This is a genomic window from Lamprobacter sp. (assembly GCF_034860625.1).
GTDB lineage: Bacteria > Pseudomonadota > Gammaproteobacteria > Chromatiales > Chromatiaceae > Lamprobacter.
This window is the reverse complement of sequence record NZ_JAYESN010000665.1, coordinates 1-830: the sequence shown is the minus strand read 5'-3', so window position 1 is coordinate 830 and position 830 is coordinate 1. Positions and strand designations below refer to the sequence as shown.

1 protein-coding gene is annotated in these 830 nt (G+C 61.9%); it reads left to right on the top strand.

From position 1 onward, the window contains the following. Positions 1–137: 137 nt before the first annotated feature. A partial coding sequence (locus VBE63_RS30620) for an Rpn family recombination-promoting nuclease/putative transposase (RefSeq protein ID WP_323686720.1) occupies positions 138–830 on the top strand: 693 nt, incomplete at its 3' end.

Sequence of the window (830 nt, the reverse complement as noted above, 5' to 3'; positions counted from 1 at the left end):
GCACAAGCACACCGCGAGCGCATCGAAACCGCCGACTTGGAGCAGTTGGAAGCCTGGCTCGATCGCATCCTGAGCGCTGAGACGCCCGAGACGATTTTCCACTGAGGCAAGGGAGCCTTGGCGATCCCAAAGCACCCATGGCCAAGCACCACGACACCGGCTACAAGGAACTGTTCAGCCACCCGGAGTTCGTCCAGCAGCTGATCGAAGGCTTCGCTCCGCCCGAGATCGCCGCCCTGATGGACTTCAGCACGCTGAAGAACCACAGCGGGAACGACATCACCCCGCTGTTCGAGGAACGCTTCGAGGACGTCGTCTGGTCGCTTGAGGTGCGCTGGAATGGCCTGGCCCAGCGTGTGTTCCTCTATCTGCTGATCGAGTTTCAATCCAGCATCGACCAGACCATGCCGCTGCGCATGCTGCATTATGTGGCCTGTTTCTATCAGCATCTGATCAAGACCCAGGTCACCACACCGGCCAAGGGCCTGCCCCCGATCCTGCCGATCGTGCTCTACAATGGCATCCAACGCTGGAGCGCCGCCGAGGACATCATCGACCAGGTGCGCCCGCAGCCACCACAGTTCCTACGCGCCTACCAGCCGCACTTGCGTTACTACTTGATTGATGAAGGCCGCTACACGCCCGAGCAACTGAGCCTGATCGACAGTCCGCTCAGCGGGGTCTTCGAGGTCGAGATCGCCTCCCGCGATCGCGCCTCGCTGCAAGCAGCGGTCGATCGCCTGGTGCGCCTCATTCAGGCCGACCCCAACAAGGCCCGGCTGGATACGCTCATCACCCGCTGGCTCAAGCGTCACCTGCAACGGTTGGGT